Genomic DNA, 16,233 nt, shown 5'->3' with positions numbered 1-16,233 from the left:
GGCGCTAGCTTAATCCCGCACGCGCTCGCCGAAGCGCGGCGAGGGAGAGACGGGATGCGGATTTCGGCCGACAGGCTGTCCGCCTATGTGCGGGACATCTTCGTGCGCGAGGGCTGCGCCGAGCCGGAGGCCGAGCGGATCGGCCGGTTCCTCGTGGCCGCCAACCTCACGGGCCACGACAGCCACGGGGTCGTTCGCGTCACCCGCTACGTCGAGTGGCTGCGCGCCGGCGAGGTCGAGGCCGGGCGCACGCCCGAGATCGTCACCGACGCGCCGAGCTTCGCCCTCGTGGACGCCCATTACGGGTTCGGGCAGACGGCCGGCCCTTTCGCCACCGATCTCGGAATCGCCAAGGCGCGGGAGAACGGCGTGGCGATCGTCGCGCTCCGGCACGCCGGGCATCTCGGCCGGATCGGCGAGTGGGCCGAGCGGGCGGCGGCGGCGGGCCTCGTCTCGGTCCATTTCGTCAACGTGGCGGGCAGCCTTCTCGTGGCGCCCTTCGGCTCCGTGGAGCGGCGCTTCTCGACCGCGCCCTTCGCGGCCGGATTCCCGGTCCCGGATGCGGACCCGATCATCCTCGACTTCGCCACCTCGCTGGTGGCCGAGGGCAAGGTGCTCGTCGCTTCCCGGGGCGGCAAGCCGCTCCCGGAGGGCGCGCTGATCGAGCCCGACGGCCGCCTGAGCGCCGACCCGGCGACCTTGTTCGGCCCGCTGGAGGGCGTGGAGCGCGACAACCAGCGCGGCGCGGGCGCGATCCGGGCCTTCGGCGAACACAAGGGCTCCGGCCTCGCGCTGATGTGCGAGTTGCTCGCCGGCGCCCTCACCGGATCCGGCACGGCCGGGCCCGGGGCGCGGCGGATCTGCAACGGCATGCTGTCGATCTACGTGACGCCGGCCGCTCTCGGCACCGAGGACGCGCTCGCGGCCGAGACGCGGACCTATCTCGACTTCTTCAAGAGCGCCAAGCCGATGCCCGGCGCCGAAGTTCTGCTGCCCGGCGAGCCGGAGCGGCGGATGCGCACCGAGCGCCTCGCCGCGGGCGTGCCGCTGCCCGAGCCCGTCTGGGAGACCCTGCTCGCGGCCGGCCGGCCGCACGGCCTCGACGGGAATACCTACCGCGACTGAGCCGGACGCGGTCCGGCGCGGCACCATGCTCGGCGGCGACCCCCGGCATAACGGGGGCGCCGCAGCGCCACGGGGACGCCATCCCCGGACCACGGGAGGAGAGTGCGATGCCTCGCCTGCGCTGGCTCATGATCGGCCTCTGCATGGCCGCCAACGCCATCAACTACATCGACCGCGCCAATCTCGCCGTCGCCGCGCCGTCCATGTCGAAGGAGCTGGGTCTCGACGCCACCGACATGGGGCTGATCCTGTCGGGCTTCTTCTGGACTTACGCGATCATGCAGCTGCCCTTCGGCTACGTGGCCGACCGGGTCGGCGCGAGGCTGTCGCTGGTGGTCGCCGTGCTCTGGTGGTCGGCCTGCACGGCGCTGACCGCGGCCGGACGGGGGTTCCTGTCGCTGCTCGGCCTGCGCATGCTGCTCGGCATCGGCGAGGCCGGGGCCTATCCGTCCTTCGCCAAGGTCGCGGCCTCGTGGTTTCCGCGCGGCGAGCGCAGCTTCGCCAGCAGCATCTTCGACAGCGGCTCGCGGGTGGGCTCGGCGCTCGCGATCCCCCTGGTCTCCTGGGTCATCGCGACGCTCGGCTGGCGGGAATCCTTCATCGTCACCGGCGTGCTGGGCTTCGTCTGGGCCGTGTTCTGGATGTGGCTCTACCGCGAGCCGGAGGATCATCCGCAGGTCTCGCCGGAGGAGCTGGCCCGGCTCCGGGCCGCGCAGGAGCGGCCGAAGACCGTCGACGCCGCCGATGCCCAGGAGCAGGTACCGTGGCTGTCGCTGTTCCGCTACCGCACGGTGTGGGGGATGATGGCGGGATTCTTCTGCCTGAACTTCGTGATCTACTTCTTCATCACGTGGTTCCCGACCTACCTGGTCAAGGCGCGCGGCTTCTCGCTGGCGGAGCTCGGCACACTGGGCAGCCTGCCGGCCCTGGCCTCGATCCCCGCGGGCTGGCTCGGCGGCTTCGCCTCGGACGCGCTCTACCGCCGCGGCTGGAGCCTCACTGCCGCTCGCAAGACCTGCCTCGTCGGCGGCATGCTGATGTCGTCGGTCATCACGCTGTCGATCGTCGCCCCGAACGTCTACGTGGCGCTCCTCTGCTTCGCGGTCGCCTACGGCAGCCTCGCCTTCACGGCCGCGTCGATCTGGGCGCTGCCCGGCGACGTGGCCCCGACCCCGGCCCACGTGGCCTCGATCGGCGGCATCCAGAACTTCGCGTCGAACGTCGCCGGGATCGTGACGACGACCTTCACGGGCGTCATGCTGACCGTCACCCAGGGCTCGTTCGTGATCCCCCTGATCGTGGCCGGCGGGTTCTGCCTGCTGGGCGCCTTCATCTACCTGTTCGTGGTCGGCGAGATCGCGCCGCTGCCGGTCCGCGACGCCCGCGCTCCGGCCCTGCGCCCCGAGGCGGCGCGGTGACGGCGGCGCGGCGTGCGCGATCGGCCCGGCCGAATTCGAGGAGAGACCGATGCCCACCTACCCCGTGATCACCCTCCGGCCGGCCGACGGCGTCGCCGTGGCGCGCGGCGCCATCGAGCCGGGCACGCCGGTCGCCGACGGCGTGACGGCGCAGGAGCGGATCCCGGCCGGCCACAAGGTCGCCGTTCGGGCCCATCGCGGCGGCGACCCGGTGACCAAGTACGGCCAGATCATCGGGTTCGCCAAGGCGGACATCGCGGCGGGCCGCCACGTCCACGTCCACAATCTCGGGATGGGCGAGTTCGCCCGGGACTACGCGTTCGGCGTCGATGCCAGGCCGACGCGGCTCGTCGAGCCGCCCGCGACCTTCCAGGGCATCCGCCGCCCCGACGGGCGTGTGGCGACCCGCAACTACGTCGGCATCCTCACCTCGGTGAATTGCAGCGCGCACGTCGCCGACCTGATCGCCGACGCGTTCCGGCGGCACCCGATCCTCGGCCTGGACCCGCTCGCCCCCTACCCGAATGTCGACGGCGTCGTGGCGCTGACCCACAAGACCGGCTGCGGCATGGCGATGGGGGAGCCGCTGCGGCTCCTGCGCCGGACGCTCGCGGGCTACGCCCGTCACGTCAACTTCTCGCACATCGTGATGATCGGGCTCGGCTGCGAGGTGAACCAGATCGGCGCCTTCCTGGAGGAGCAGGGGCTCGGCGACCGGATCCGCAGCATGAACATCCAGAGCCTCGGCGGCACCCGGAAGACCGTGGAGGCCGGCATCGACTTCGTGAAGGACATCCTGGCCGAGGCGAACGTGATCCACCGCGAGCCGGTGCCGGCGAGCGAGCTGATCGTCGCCCTGCAATGCGGCGGCTCGGACGGGTATTCCGGCGTCTCGGCCAACCCGGCGCTCGGCATCGCCAGCGACCGCGTGGTTCAGAACGGCGGCACGGTGATCCTGTCGGAGACCACCGAGACCTACGGCGCCGAGCACCTGTTCACCCGCCGCGCCGTGAGCCCGGAAGTCGGCCAGAGGCTCGTTGACCTGATGCACTGGTGGGAGGAGTACACCCGCAAGGAGGGCTCCGAGATCGACGCGAACCCGTCGCCGGGCAACAAGGCCGGCGGCTTGACCACGATCTTGGAGAAGTCGCTCGGCGCCATGGCGAAGGCCGGCAGCACCAACTTGGTCGACGTGCTGCGCTACGCCGATCCCGTCACCGCCAAGGGCTTCGTGTTCATGGACACGCCCGGCTACGATCCGGTCTCGGCCACCGGGCAGGTGGCGGGCGGGGCGAACCTCGTCTGCTTCACGACAGGTCGCGGCAGCGTCTTCGGCTGCAAGCCGTCGCCCTCGATCAAGATTGCCACGAACTCCGCGATGTACCGGCGGCTCGAGGAGGACATGGACGTCAATTGCGGCACGATCCTCGACGGCGAGGAAAGCGTGGAGCAGGCCGGACACCGGATCTTCGACCTGATCCTGCGGGTCGCCGGCGGGGAACGGACGAAGAGCGAGCAGTTCGATTTCGGCGCTTCGGAATTCGCCCCCTGGCAGATCGGCGCGACGGTGTGATCCGCCGCGGAGCGCCGCCTCGCGCGGTCGCCGGGAGACCTACAGGTCCGTCCGCACCACGTGCGGGAAGCCCAGGATAAAGTCGGGGCCGAACGCGGTGACCGGCGTGTGGAAGCCGGGCGCGACGGCGCCGGCGGCGACGCGGCGGGCCGCCTCCAGGGCGGTCCAGACGGTGAGCGTGTAGCCCTCGGCGGTCTCCATCCGGCTCGCTGCGCGGCGACCGGTACCGTCCCACGCCTCCGCCAGGAAAGTGCTGCGGGCCTTCTCCCGCGCGGCCGCGGAGGGGCCGGCGGGCAGCCGGTCGATGCCGCGGTTGATCAGGCGCTGCGCGGTGCCCCCCGCGATGATCCGCCTGATGCCGGCGGGCAGACCGGCCGCCGCCGCCATGGCGGGGAAGGCCTCGAAGTAGACGTCGATGTTCGGGACCCGCGTCGAGTACCACGCGCTCGAGACGTCGCCCCAGCCGAGGCCCACGGTCGGGCGCGGGCCGGCGCCGAAATCGGCGGTGCCGCGGGGCGGGCTCGGCAACTCGACGATGCGTCCGTCCCGGCGTACCCGCGTGCCCCAGGCAATGCCCTCCACCATGGTCCGCGCGGTGCCGCGGCTGAAGCCGCCGAACCCGCCGATGGAGATGCGCAGATGCGTCGCGCCGGGCAGGCGCCCGGCCACGTGGGCGGCGAGGCAGTCGCTCGGCACCACGTCGAATCCGGCCGCGGGCAGGAGGACGATGCCGGCCGCCCGCGCCGCCGTGTCCCGCGCCGCGAGCGCCTCCAGCACCGCGATCTCGCCGGTGATGTCGACGTAGTGCGCGCCCGCGGCGAGGCAGGCCTCGGCCATCGGTCGCGCCGTCCGCGAGAACGGGCCGGCCGCGTGGATCACCGCCGCGACGCCGGAGAGGGCGGTGCGCAGGCCTGCCGCGTCGTCCAGGCGCGCGGCTCGCATCTCCAGGCCCAGCCGGGCCGCTAGCGGCCGCAGCTTCTCCGGATCGCGGCCCGCCAGGATCGGGCGCAGCCCCTGCCCGACGGCGTGCGCGGCCAGGAGCTGCCCGGTGTAGCCGGTGGCGCCGTAGATCAGGATCGCGGTCATGCCGGGTTTCTGCCACCGCTTCCCCGCGTGTGAAAGCGCGCGGCGCAGAGCGGCGCCGGATCGTAGGGCTGCGCCGGTCCGGTCGACCCGTCGCGGGCAACCCGAAATCTCCCGCCGCGGCCGCCATCAAGAGTTGAGGCACGATGTACGAGCGTAACGTCCCGCCCGGTGCGAGGCGCGCCCTCCGCAGGGGCGCCAGCTTGGGCGCCGTCCTCCTGAGCCTGACCGCGCCCGCCGGGGCCGCCGACGGGCCAGTGATCCTGAAGGCGCTGTCGGACCTGGCCCCCGGCATCGCCGCCATGCCGGGGGTCGCCGCGCCCGCCGCCGAGGCCGAGCGGCGGATCAACGCGGCGCTGAAGCGCCTCGACGCGCGCGCCCTGAAGGCGGCGCAGGAATGCAAGTCCGAGGGCGGGAAGGATGGGTTCTGGGAGCGGACCGTCGACACCCCGATGCGCGGCCCGCGCTTCCTGAGCTACGTCATCTCCGACAGCTGGTCCTGCGGCGGCCCGCACCCGAGCAGCAACACGATGGCGATCGTCTACGATCTCACCACCGGCGCGCCGGTGGATTGGACCACCCTGCTGCCGGCGTCCCTGACCGGAGAGCTCGCCCTGGCCGAGGGCCCTGGCGGGACCAAGATGGTGACGCTCGCGTCCAAGACGCTGCACGCCCTCTACCTCGCGGGCTACCGCCCGAGAACGGGCGATCCGAAGGCGGACGACGCCGACAAGGAGTGCCGCGAGGTCGTCGCCGAGACCTATGACGGCCGGCCGCCGGCCATGATGGCGTGGCTCGACGCGAAGGCCGGCGGCCTCGCGGTGCAATTCGACCTGGCGCATGTCGTCCAAGCCTGCGCCGATACGGTGGTGATTCCCGTGGCCGCCCTGCGTCGGGAGGGCGCCAAGCCCCTTCTCGCGGGCGCGCTCGAGGCCGCGCACGCGCAGGCCGCGAGGTGACAGCCTCGCGGCGCATCTCCGGCCTCGACGCCCACTCCCGACGGTGTAGCCTGAGGCCGCGACGGCGCGGTGCTACCGGGCCTTACCCGAGGGGCGGCCCATGTCCGGATCCGGCGTTGTCGACGATGCGGCCGCCGGGGTGGGCGATCCCTTCCACGCATTCGCGGCCGGCCTGCCGGAGCGGTCGCCCCTGCGGGAGGCCGTGGTCGCGGCCTGCCGACGGCCGGAAGCCGCCTGCGTGGCGCCGCTCGTCGAACAGGCGCGCCTGTCGCCCGAGGCCGGTCGGCGCGTCGCCGCGGACGCGCGGCGCCTCGTCGAGACCCTGCGGCGCCAGGGCCGCCGCGGCGGCATCGAGGGGCTGATCCACGAATACGCGCTGTCGAGCCAGGAGGGCGTGGCGCTGATGTGCCTCGCCGAGGCGCTGCTGCGCGTGCCCGACGCGCCGACGCGGGACGCGCTGATCCGCGACAAGATCGCGGGCGGCGACTGGTCGGCCCATCTCGGGCACAGCCCGTCGCCCTTCGTCAACGCGGCGACCTGGGCGCTGCTCGTGACCGGCAAGCTGGCGGCGACCCGTGACGAGGCCGGCCTGTCCGCCGCGCTCACCCGGCTGATCGCCCGCGGCGGAGAGCCGGTGATCCGCACCGGCGTCGATCTCGCCATGCGAATGATGGGCGAGCAGTTCGTCGCGGGGCGGACCATCGCCGAGGCCCTGCGGAATGCCGCGCGGCTCGAGGCGAAGGGCTTCACCTACTCGTACGACATGCTCGGCGAGGCCGCCGTGACCGCCGAGGATGCCGAACGCTACCGGCGCGCCTACGCGGACGCGATCGCGGCGATCGGCGCGACATCGGCCGGGCGCGGCGTGCTCCTCGGGCCCGGCATCTCGATCAAGCTGTCGGCGCTCCATCCCCGCTATGTCCGCTCGCAGCGCGACCGGGTCCTCGCCGAACTCTATCCGCGCGTGCAGGATCTCGCCCGGCTCGCCAGAGGCTACGGCATCGGCCTCAACATCGACGCCGAGGAGGCCGATCGGCTCGACCTGTCGCTCGACATCCTGGAGCGGCTCGCCGCCGATCCCGATCTCGCCGGCTGGGACGGTCTCGGCTTCGTGGTCCAGGCCTACGGAAGGCGCTGCCCGTTCGTCATCGACGTTCTGATCGATCTCGCCCGCCGCTGCCGGCGGCGGCTGATGGTGCGCCTCGTCAAGGGCGCCTACTGGGACAGCGAGATCAAGCGGGCGCAGGTGGACGGTCTCGCGGACTTTCCGGTTTTCACCCGGAAGGTCCACACCGACGTCTCGTACCTCGCCTGCGCGCGGCGGCTCCTCGCGGCGCCCGACGCGGTCTTCCCGCAATTCGCCACCCACAACGCCCAGACCCTGGCGAGCATCGTCGAGATGGCCGGTCCGGATTTCCGGCTCGGCCAGTACGAGTTCCAGTGCCTGCACGGGATGGGCGAACCGCTCTACGAGGCTGTGGTCGCCGGCGAGATCCTGCGGCGGCCCTGCCGCGTCTACGCGCCGGTGGGCACGCACGAGACCCTGCTCGCCTATCTGGTCCGGCGGCTGCTGGAGAACGGCGCCAACACCTCCTTCGTCAACCGGGTCGCCGACGAGGATGTCCCGGTGGCGGCCCTGGTCACCGACCCCGTCTTCGCCGTCGAGTCCATGCCGGATCCCGGCGCGCCGCACGAAGGGATCGCGGCCCCGCGGGACCTCTACGGTCCGGACCGCGCGAGCGCGGCCGGTCTCGACCTCGCCGACGAGGCCGCCCTTGCCAGGCTGGCGGAGGGTCTGACGGTGAGCGGCCGCACCGCGTGGCGGGCGGTGCCGTCCGGCGCGGGCGACGCGGCGGACGGCACACCCGTGCGCAATCCCGCCGACCACCGGGATGTCGTCGGCTTCTGCAGGGCGGCGACGGCCGTCGCCGTCGCGGATGCCGTGGCGCGGGCGGAGGCGGCTGCCTGGGCGGCAACGCCGGCGGTCGCGCGCGCCGCCTGCCTGCGGCGGGCCGCCGACGCCTTCGAGGCGCAGATGCCGCGGCTGATCGGGCTCATCGTGCGGGAGGCGGGCAAGACATACGCGAGCGCGGTCGCGGAGATCCGCGAGGCCGTCGACTTCCTCCGCTACGCCGCCGCCGAGGCGGAGCGGACTCTCCGGGACGCGCAAGCACCGCTCGGTCCGGTCGCCTGCATCGCGCCGTGGAATTTCCCGCTGGCGATCTTCGTCGGGCAGGTCGCGGCCGCCCTGGCTGCGGGCAACACGGTCCTGGCGAAGCCCGCGGAGGAGACGCCGCTGATCGCCGCCGCGGCGGTCCGCGTGCTGCACGCGGCCGGGATCCCGGCCGAGGCGCTGCACCTCCTGCCGGGCGACGGCCGGGTCGGCGCTGCCCTGGTCGAGGATCCGCGCGTGCAGGGCGTGATGTTCACCGGCTCGACGGCGGTGGCCAAGGGCATCCAGCGCGCGCTGGCGGAGCGGCTGAACCGCTTCGGCGAGCCGGTGCCGTTCGTGGCCGAGACCGGCGGCCAGAACGCGCTCGTGGTCGATTCCTCCGCACTCGCCGAGCAGGTGGTGGCCGACGTGATCGCCTCGGCCTTCGACTCCGCCGGCCAGCGCTGCTCGGCGCTGCGGATCCTGTGCCTCCAGGAGGAGGTCGCCGACCGGACGTTGCACATGCTGAAGGGCGCCCTGCGGGAGCTGCAGGTGGGCGACCCGCGGAAGCTCGACGTCGATGTCGGGCCGGTCATCACCGCCGGGGCGGCCGACCGGATCCACGAGCACGTGGCGCGGATGCGCGCGCGGGGCTTCCCCGTGGAGCAGCTGCCCCTTCCAACCGAGGCCGGCACCGGGACCTTCGTGCCGCCGACGCTGATCGAGATCGGGGCCGTCGCCGATGTCGAGCAAGAGGTGTTCGGGCCGGTGCTGCACGTGCTCCGCTACCGCCGCGACGCCCTCGATGCGCTCCTGACGGCGATCGACGCGACCGGTTACGGGCTCACCTTCGGCCTGCACAGCCGGATCGACGAGACCATCGACCACGTCCTCGGCCGCGTGCGGGCCGGCAACCGATACGTGAACCGCAACATCATCGGGGCGGTGGTCGGCGTGCAGCCCTTCGGCGGCTCCGGGCTGTCGGGGACCGGCCCGAAGGCCGGCGGCCCGCTGGCCCTCGGCCGTCTGATGCGGCGATCGCCCGTCGCCGCCCGCGACGGGTTGCCCGCCGACGATTCGGCTCTGCGCCCCTACACGGCGTGGCTGCGCTCGCAGCACCGGCACGACCTCGCGGACAGGCTCGAAGCCGTCCGCTATCCCGGCCGCGCCGCGATCGCGCTGGCCGGTCCCGTCGGTGAGCGCAACCTGTACGCGCTGCGACCCCGCGGGCGCGTCGCGGCCGTCGCGGCGACCGAGACGGCGCTCCTGCTCCAGCTCGGCGCGATCCTGGGAACGGGCAACGCGGCCGTCGTCGTCGGGCCGGCCGGGCGCGATCCGGTCCTGGACGATCTGCCGGAAGCGTGCGCGGCGCGAAGTGCCCGGGCGCCGGATCTCGGGCGCGCGGGCGCTATCGCCGGCGTCCTGTTCGCGGGCGACGCCGACGACCTGCTGGCGCTGAACAGGGCCGTCGCGGCCCGCGAGGGCGCGATCGTGCCGATCCAGGCCCGCTGCCCGGAGGCGCTGGCGGCCGGCGACCTCTACGATCCTGCCGGCCTGGTGGAGGAGGTCTCCACGACGATCAACACCGCCGCGGCCGGCGGCAATGCCAGCCTGATGAGCTTCGGGTAAGCCTGCGGCCGCCCGGTCAGGCCGACCGGCGCAGGTTCCAGAACAGCGGCAGCCCGGTCAGCATGCCTTCGAGGTCGCGCCGGTAGGCGGTCGGCTGGAAATACTGGCCGCAGGGAAGATAGGCGCCGACCTCCAGCGCCCGCGCTTGGATCCGCGCCGCCAGGGCCTTCTGGGCGCCGAGGTCCGGCGCGTCGAACCACGCGCCGCGCAGCTCCTCCAGGGGTGCGTCCGTCAGCCAGCTCGGCACGCCGGCCCGGCCGTTCCCGCGTGCGGCCAGATGGTAGGCCGGCGAGAGGTGGTCGAGCCCGCCGGAGAAGATGCCGAACATCGACCATCCGCCCTGGTCCAGGGGTTTGGCGTTCAGGATCCGCTGATTGACCGTCCCCCAGTCGGTCGCGACGACGTCGAGGTTCATCCCGATCTTGCGGCAGGCATCGGCCATAACCTCGCAGATCGCGTTGATCCGCGGCACGTCGGTTCCGGAGAGCAGCACGACGCGCTCGCCCTTGTAGCCCGCCTCCGCCAGCCCCCGCTTCGCGCCAGCGAGGTCGCGCGGGGCGGTGAGTGCCTCCATCCCGGCCGACGAGGCCATCGGTCCGCCGGCGGTGAAGATGCCGACGGGGCCGCGCCGGATCGCCGGGTCGCTGCCCGCGACGGCGTCCATCATCTCGGTCTGGTCGACGGCCGCGAGCAGCGCCCGGCTGATCGCGGGATTGTCGAAGGGCGGCAGGGTGTGGTTGAGCCGGATCTGGCCGATCAGCCCGGCGGTCTCCACCAGGTCCACCCGCACGGCGGGCTGTCGGATCAGGTCCGGTACGAGATCCACGAGGGGCTGCTCCCACCAGTCGATCTCGCCCGAGCGCAGGGCGCCGGCCGCGGTCGCGCCGTCGGGGATCGTACGCCACTCGACGCGGTCGAAATGGGCGATCCGCGGTCCGGCCGTGAAGCTCGGCGTGCCGTCCGGGCGGGGCCGGTAGGCCTCGAAGCGGCGGTAGACGTTGAGGGAGCCCGGAACACGCTCGGCGGCGTCAAAGCGGTACGGGCCGCTGCCGACGATTTCCGGCACGGGCTGCGTCGCCGGCGTGGCGCTCAGGCGCTCCGGCATGATCACCGGGACGTAGGAGGTCGGCTTGGCCAGGGCGTCCGGTAGGAGCGGGAAGGGCCGTTTCAGGCGGAACTGCACCGCCGTGTCGGTGGGGGCCGAGAGTTCGTGCACCGTCTCGAACAGGGCCCCGCCATAAGCGTCGCGCTGCGACCAGCGCTTGAGGCTCGCCACCACGTCGCGTCCGAGGACCGGCGTCCCGTCGTGGAAACGCAGCCCGTTTCGCAGGGTCAGCCGCCACGTGAGGCCGTCGGACGCGACCTCGTGGCCCGCGATCATCTGCGGCTGGGCCCGGTAGGCGGAGTCGAGGCTGTAGAGTGTGTCGAACACCATCAGCGCGTGGGTGCGCGTGACATAATTGGTGGTGATGATCGGGTCGAGGAGCGCGAGGTCCGCGTAGGGGACGAACCGCAGGGTCGTCGCGGAGGCCGCCCGGACCAGGGCCGGCCGGGCGAGAGCCCCGGCCATCAGGGCTCCGGCGCCGGTCAGCAGGGTGCGTCGCTTCATGAATCGATCCCGGTCACGGCGGCGTCCGATCTGGCCGCAAGCCGGGTTCGCGAGCAAGTGGTGCGCCACCGCCGCGCTTCGATCGGGATCAGAGAGCCCGCCCCGGCCCGGGGCCGGACGGGCCCGACGTGTTCGCGCTGCGCGGCCTCAGGCGGCGCGCGACCAGCGGATATCGCCGAGGCTCTCGCGGAAGGCGAAGCGGGCGAGGTGGTCGGCCACGACGTTCTCCAGCCGAGTCAGGTTCACCGGGTCGGAGCTGTCGATGCGCATCACCAGGGCGTCGGGCTCGGCATCGAAGGTGCAGACGCGGTCCTCGCCGAAGGGCACGGTGCCGTGAACGGGGGTCGCCTCGACCTTGAACTTGTGGCTCCAGTGCCGGCAGAGCTGCTGCAGGTAGCGGCTCGCCTCGGTGGTCTGCACGCGGGCCTGAGAGGTGGGCATTCCGTCGGTCTCCAGATGGATGTGAAAACAGCCCGTCGGTGACGGTTCGTCGTCGATCTCGCACCTGCGAGATAGGGAAGCCGCAGAGCAATTGCCATGCCTGGCGCCGACGGACCCGTCTCCGCCGTCTGCGCTCAAGGTCTGTCCGAAGCGTTAGCAGCCGCTTAACGCGCCGGGCCACCCCGGCGGTTGGCGGCGCGACGTTGCTGTCCTGCACCCGTCTCCGCGCCGAATTATGGCGCGCTGCACAAATTTCCTCAGTCCGTCGGTGCCCCGCCGTCGGTCCGAACGATGACCTTGCCGGGGTTGAGCAGATCCTCGGGATCGAGGGCGGCCTTGAGGCGCCGCATCAGGTCGAGCCCGACCGGGTCGCCGTAGCGCGCGAGCTCCTCGCGCTTGATCAGGCCGACGCCGTGCTCGGCGGCGATGGAGCCCCCCAGCGCGTGCACGAGGTCGTGAACGATCCGGTTGAACCGGCCCCAGGCGGCCAGGAAATCCGCCGCCGGCATGCCGGGTGGCTGCGACAGGTTGAAATGGATGTTGCCGTCGCCGAAATGGCCGAAGCCGCAGGGCCGCAGGCCCGGCATCTCGGCGAGGCAGGCGGCGCCCGCCCGCTCCAGGAACTCGGGCAGGCGGGAGAGGGGCACCGACACGTCGTGCTTGATCGACGCGCCTTCGCGGGTCTGCGCCTCCGGAACGCCCTCGCGCAGGCGCCACAGCGCGGCGTTCTGGGCCCCGCTGGTCCCGATCGTGGCGTCGGCGATCAGCCCGTCCTCCAGGGCCTGCGCGAGGGCGGCTTCCAGCTCGGCCCGCGTGTCGGCGTCCGGCCGGGCAGACGCGACCTCGATCAGCGCGTAGGCGCCGTGCGCGCCGCCCAGCGGCCGCACCGTCCCCGGGACGTGGCGCAGGACGATCTCCAGGGCGAAGGGCGGCAGGTACTCGAAGGCCGTGAGGTCGCGGTCCATCCGCGTCCGCAGGAAGACGAACAGATCCAGGGCCGCCTTGGCCGAGTCGAGCGCCACGAAGGCGACGCTCGTCGAGCGCGGGCGCGGGAACAGCTTCAGCACCGCCGCGGTGACGATGCCCAGCGTGCCCTCCGAGCCGATGAAGAGCTGCTTCAGGTCGTAGCCGGCATTGTCCTTGCGCAGGGCCCTCAGCCCGTTCCAGACCCGCCCGTCGGCGAGCACGACCTCCAGCCCCAGGACGAGGTCGCGGGCGTTGCCGTAGGCCAGGACCGCGATCCCTCCGGCATTGGTGCTGACGCCGCCGCCGATCCGCGCGGAGCCGCGCGACGCGTAGGAGAGCGGGAACAGCATCCCGGCGGCCTCGGCCGCCTCCTGCACGTCCTGAAGGATCATCCCGGCCTCCACCGTGATGGTGGCGTCCACCGGATCGACCGCGCGCAGGCGGTTCATGCGCTCCAGGGACAGCACGACGCCGCCGCGCGGCACACCGGCGCCGGTGAGGCCGGTATTGCCGCCGAGCGGCACCACGGCGACCCCGGCCTGCGTGCAGGCGCGGACCGCGAAGGCGACCTCCTCGGTGTTTCCGGGTCGCAGCACGGCCAGGGCCGACCCGTTGAACAGACGGCGGCTCTCCGTCAGGTAAGGCGCCAGGGCGTCCGGGTCCGTCAGCACGTGCCGCGCGCCGAGCCCGTCCCGGAGGGCGATCAGCAGGGTGTCGAGGGCGGCGGTCGGCGTCATCGGGATGATTCTGTATGCCAGCGGAGGCCGGACGCAAGCGCCGGTATGGCGCGCGCCGATGTGGACCTTACAACGATGATGTAGGGGCCGGGCGTCGTCGCGCTCGGCGAACCAGCCGATCCATCGCAGAGGCAGAGATGCTCTCCGTCATCCAGAACCCGCCCCGCATCGCGCTTCCCATCATCGGCAGCGGCGACCTCTTCCCCGTGCGACGCGTCTACTGCGTCGGGCGCAACTACGCCGCCCATGCCCGCGAGATGGGCGCCGACCCGGACCGGGAGCCGCCCTTCTTCTTCATGAAGCCCGCCGACGCCCTGCAGATCGTGGGCTCGGAACCCACCCCCCATACCTACCCGCCGAAGACCGCCAACTACCATTTCGAGGTGGAGATGGTGGCGGCCCTCGCCAGCGGCGGCAGCGACATCCCGGCCGAGACCGCCCTCGAGCACGTCTACGGCTACGCGATCGGCCTCGACATGACCCGGCGTGACGTCCAGGACGAGGCCAAGAAGATGTCGCGGCCCTGGGACACCGCTAAGGCGGCAGACGGGTCGGGGCCGATCGGCGCGCTCCACCCGGTCTCCGTCATCGGCCACCCGGCGAAGGGCGCGATCACCCTGTCGGTCGACGGCGAGACCCGTCAGAAGGGGGACCTCGCCGACATGATCTGGTCCGTCGCCGAGCAGATCGCCTACCTGTCGGGCTACTTTGCCCTGCAGCCGGGCGACCTCATCTTCACCGGCACGCCCTCCGGCGTCGGTCCGGTCCAGCGCGGCCAGCGCATGGTCGCGGCGATCGCCGGGCTCGGCGCGATCACCCTCGACGTCGTCTGAGCCGCGCAGCCGCATGCTTCTCGACCGGCCGCTCCTGCGGCGCCTGTTCCATCTCGGGGCGCTCGCGTCCCGGGGCATGACTCTCGGCGTGCGCGGGGTCGCCCTCGACGGGGCGGGCCGCGTCGCCCTGGTGCGCCACACCTACGTCAGCGGCTGGCACCTGCCCGGCGGCGGCGTCGAGCGCGGGGAGACCGCGCGCGACGCGATGGTGCGGGAATTTCGCGAGGAGGCGGAGATCGTCGCCGAGGGGGCGCCGCGGCTGCACGGCCTCTATCGGAACGTCGCCGCCGCGCCACGAGACCACGTCGCCGTGTTCGTCCTGCCGGCCTTCACGGTCCTGCGCCCAAAGGCGCCGGACCGGGAGGTCGCCGAATGCGCCTTCTTCCCGGTGGACGCGCTTCCCGAGGGCACCACGCGGGGGACCCGCGCCCGTCTCCGCGAGATCCGCGACGGCCTCCCGCCGGAGCCGAACTGGTAAATCGTCACGCTTCGCGAAAAGGGCGCTTGCGTCGCCCGGCGGAATGGTGTTTAGAGAGCCGCGCCGGGGGCCGTCGGCACGAAAGTCCGGGCGGCGCGGCACAGTGAGCGGGTGTAGCTCAGGGGTAGAGCACAACCTTGCCAAGGTTGGGGTCGAGGGTTCGAATCCCTTCGCCCGCTCCAGTTTTCCCAACCATACGAACGACGTATAAGGCCGCAGCTCTGCGGCCTTTGTCGTTTCTGGTCGTTCTCGACCCGCGCGCTTGGGCGTGGCGTGACGGGCACGGCCGACGTGGCCGTGAAGCTCCGAACCCATCTCCCCGCGGGCGGCGTCTCGGCCGAGACGGTCGTCGGGACTGTCCTCAATCCGCCGGGTGATGCTGTCGGCAAGCCGGGAACGCGGGGCCGCGACGCCGTGGCGACGATCGCCGCGGTGGCACGATCACGACGCTCCGCCCGAACGCGAACGCGGCGTCCGACGAAATTCACGGCGCTCACGGCCACGCTCTCCCGGAAATACTTGCTTGCGCGGCCGCAGGCTGGAAGCGCCGCCGCGCGCGTCGGCGGGGCGGCCCTGGTACCGGGCGCGGTTTCGGCGGCGGTGCGGCCTGCCGCAGGCTCGGAACACCGGCTGCCCCTGCCGCCTTGCCCTCGCACGGAGATTTCGCGGACGGACAGCATGCAGGCTTATGCGACCTCTTTCGGCATCGGATTCGTCGCGGGGATGCGGAGCATGTCGGCCTGCGCCGCCCTGACCTGGGCCGCCGCCCTGGGGCGCACGCGCCGCGCGCCGATCCCCGCCGGCATCGGCGCGCGGGCGGGGGCAACTGCGGCCGCGCTGGCTGAGATGGCCGGCGACAAGATGCCGTTCGCGCCCGACCGCCGCATCCCTCCCTCCTTCGCGTTCCGTCTGGCTATCGGCGCTGTCGGGGGTTGGGCGCTGGCCGGTCGGCGCGCATCGCCGGAAACGGGAGCGCTGGTCGGGGCCGCCGGCGCGCTCGCGGGCACGCTGATCGGCCGGTCGGCACGGGGCGGCGACTCACGCACGGCGTCTGGTCGAGGCAGGGGCTTGGCCGAGGATGCGACCGCCGCCCTCCTCGCCGCGCTGGTGATCGCTTCGGCGGAAGGACGCCCGCACGCAGCGCCGCAGGAGCGGGCAAAGAGCGACCGGCCGGCGCCGCCCGGGCGCGTAGGGCCCCAGCGTCCCGGAGAGGGGCCCTGAGGCCGCGCG

At 72.8% G+C, this 16,233-nt stretch carries 12 protein-coding genes and 1 tRNA gene; 9 read left to right on the top strand and 4 right to left on the bottom strand.

All coding sequences use genetic code 11. The features are described from left to right. The first annotated feature begins 54 nt into the window (after positions 1-54). From MOTC310_RS07320 to MOTC310_RS07310, 3 genes are all read left to right on the top strand, one after another. Positions 55-1,125, top strand: a complete 1,071-nt coding sequence (locus MOTC310_RS07320) for a malate/lactate/ureidoglycolate dehydrogenase (protein ID WP_331301305.1) — start codon at positions 55-57, stop codon at positions 1,123-1,125. Positions 1,126-1,232: 107 nt separating this feature from the next. Further along, positions 1,233-2,543: an MFS transporter gene (locus MOTC310_RS07315; protein WP_331290818.1), complete on the top strand. Its 1,311-nt coding sequence runs from the start codon at positions 1,233-1,235 to the stop codon at positions 2,541-2,543. A gap of 49 nt (positions 2,544-2,592) precedes the next feature. Beyond that, entirely contained in the window at positions 2,593-4,116 is a 1,524-nt protein-coding gene (locus MOTC310_RS07310; RefSeq protein ID WP_331290817.1) for a UxaA family hydrolase, read from the top strand. Positions 4,117-4,155: 39 nt separating this feature from the next. Here MOTC310_RS07310 and MOTC310_RS07305 read toward each other — a convergent pair whose 3' ends face one another. Continuing rightward, the gene (locus MOTC310_RS07305; RefSeq protein ID WP_331301304.1) at positions 4,156-5,202 is read right to left on the bottom strand and encodes a saccharopine dehydrogenase family protein; all 1,047 of its coding nucleotides are present in this window, start codon (positions 5,200-5,202) and stop codon (positions 4,156-4,158) included. A 200-nt stretch (positions 5,203-5,402) separates the two neighbouring features. On the opposite strand from MOTC310_RS07305, the gene MOTC310_RS07300 reads away from it, so the two are divergent. Together MOTC310_RS07300 and putA are read left to right on the top strand one after the other, a co-directional pair. Further along, a complete protein-coding gene (locus MOTC310_RS07300) occupies positions 5,403-6,158 on the top strand; it encodes a hypothetical protein (protein ID WP_331301303.1) in 756 nt (251 codons plus the stop codon). 100 nt (positions 6,159-6,258) lie between these two features. Continuing rightward, positions 6,259-9,939 carry a trifunctional transcriptional regulator/proline dehydrogenase/L-glutamate gamma-semialdehyde dehydrogenase gene (putA, locus tag MOTC310_RS07295; protein WP_331301302.1) on the top strand — a complete coding sequence of 1,227 codons (3,681 nt, stop codon included), beginning with the start codon at positions 6,259-6,261 and terminating at the stop codon, positions 9,937-9,939. Positions 9,940-9,955: 16 nt separating this feature from the next. Here the strand turns inward: putA and MOTC310_RS07290 are convergent, their stop codons facing one another. The 3 genes from MOTC310_RS07290 to MOTC310_RS07280 form a co-directional block, all read right to left on the bottom strand. Continuing rightward, positions 9,956-11,548 carry an ABC transporter substrate-binding protein gene (locus MOTC310_RS07290; protein ID WP_331301301.1) on the bottom strand — a complete coding sequence of 531 codons (1,593 nt, stop codon included), beginning with the start codon at positions 11,546-11,548 and terminating at the stop codon, positions 9,956-9,958. A 147-nt stretch (positions 11,549-11,695) separates the two neighbouring features. Further along, a complete protein-coding gene (locus tag MOTC310_RS07285) occupies positions 11,696-11,989 on the bottom strand; it encodes a DUF2218 domain-containing protein (protein WP_012320003.1) in 294 nt (97 codons plus the stop codon). Positions 11,990-12,246: 257 nt separating this feature from the next. Next, positions 12,247-13,692 (bottom strand): FAD-binding oxidoreductase, encoded by a 1,446-nt coding sequence (locus MOTC310_RS07280; protein ID WP_331301300.1) that lies wholly within the window; start codon positions 13,690-13,692, stop codon positions 12,247-12,249. 137 nt (positions 13,693-13,829) lie between these two features. Between MOTC310_RS07280 and MOTC310_RS07275 the strand changes: the two genes are divergently transcribed. The 4 genes from MOTC310_RS07275 (at position 13,830) to MOTC310_RS07260 (ending at position 16,224) form a co-directional block, all read left to right on the top strand. After that, positions 13,830-14,525, top strand: coding sequence for a fumarylacetoacetate hydrolase family protein (locus MOTC310_RS07275; protein ID WP_331290811.1), 696 nt, complete (start codon positions 13,830-13,832; stop codon positions 14,523-14,525). Positions 14,526-14,538: 13 nt separating this feature from the next. Then, entirely contained in the window at positions 14,539-15,003 is a 465-nt protein-coding gene (locus tag MOTC310_RS07270; RefSeq protein ID WP_331301299.1) for an NUDIX domain-containing protein, read from the top strand. Between the two features lie 107 nt (positions 15,004-15,110). Then, a tRNA-Gly gene (locus tag MOTC310_RS07265) sits at positions 15,111-15,185 on the top strand. A 496-nt stretch (positions 15,186-15,681) separates the two neighbouring features. Continuing rightward, the gene (locus MOTC310_RS07260) at positions 15,682-16,224 is read left to right on the top strand and encodes a hypothetical protein (RefSeq protein WP_331301478.1); all 543 of its coding nucleotides are present in this window, start codon (positions 15,682-15,684) and stop codon (positions 16,222-16,224) included. The last annotated feature ends 9 nt before the right edge of the window (positions 16,225-16,233 follow it).

Source organism: Methylobacterium oryzae (genome assembly GCF_036441375.1).
GTDB lineage: Bacteria > Pseudomonadota > Alphaproteobacteria > Rhizobiales > Beijerinckiaceae > Methylobacterium > Methylobacterium oryzae_A.
This window is presented reverse-complemented; position numbering and strand designations above follow the sequence as displayed.